Here is a 411-nt window from a genome sequence, read left to right on the forward strand (position 1 = left end):
TATTCCAATTTGGAAAGTCTATGAGGTCACTGTAAGAAAAGCAATGTAATAAAGCATCAATACAGATTCATTCAGAATAATATTCAAGCAGTTTAGGTACCTGCAGATGATTTGACTGACCCCGCWCCTGCCACSACATTTGCACATTTAGATGCKACTACCGTACTRTCAAGAGGATTAGCTGCCAAAGGYATCTATCCAGCRGTAGATCCTTTAGATTCAACGTCAACTATGCTMCAACCTCGRATCGTTGGYGAGGAACATTATGAAAYTGCRCAAMRAGTWAARCAAACTTTACAACGTTACAARGARCTTCAGGACATTATAGCTATCCTKGGGTTGGAYGAATTATCCGAAGAGGATCGYTTAACCGTAGCAAGAGCACGAAAAATTGAGCGTTTCTTATCACAA

General features: G+C 39.9%; 1 pseudogene. It reads left to right on the forward strand.

Annotated features, from left to right (window positions below):
• The first annotated feature begins 78 nt into the window (after positions 1-78).
• Positions 79-411: pseudogene (locus D0S45_20915) on the forward strand (F0F1 ATP synthase subunit beta).

The organism is Marinifilum sp. JC120 (assembly GCA_004923195.1).
GTDB lineage: Bacteria > Desulfobacterota > Desulfovibrionia > Desulfovibrionales > Desulfovibrionaceae > Maridesulfovibrio.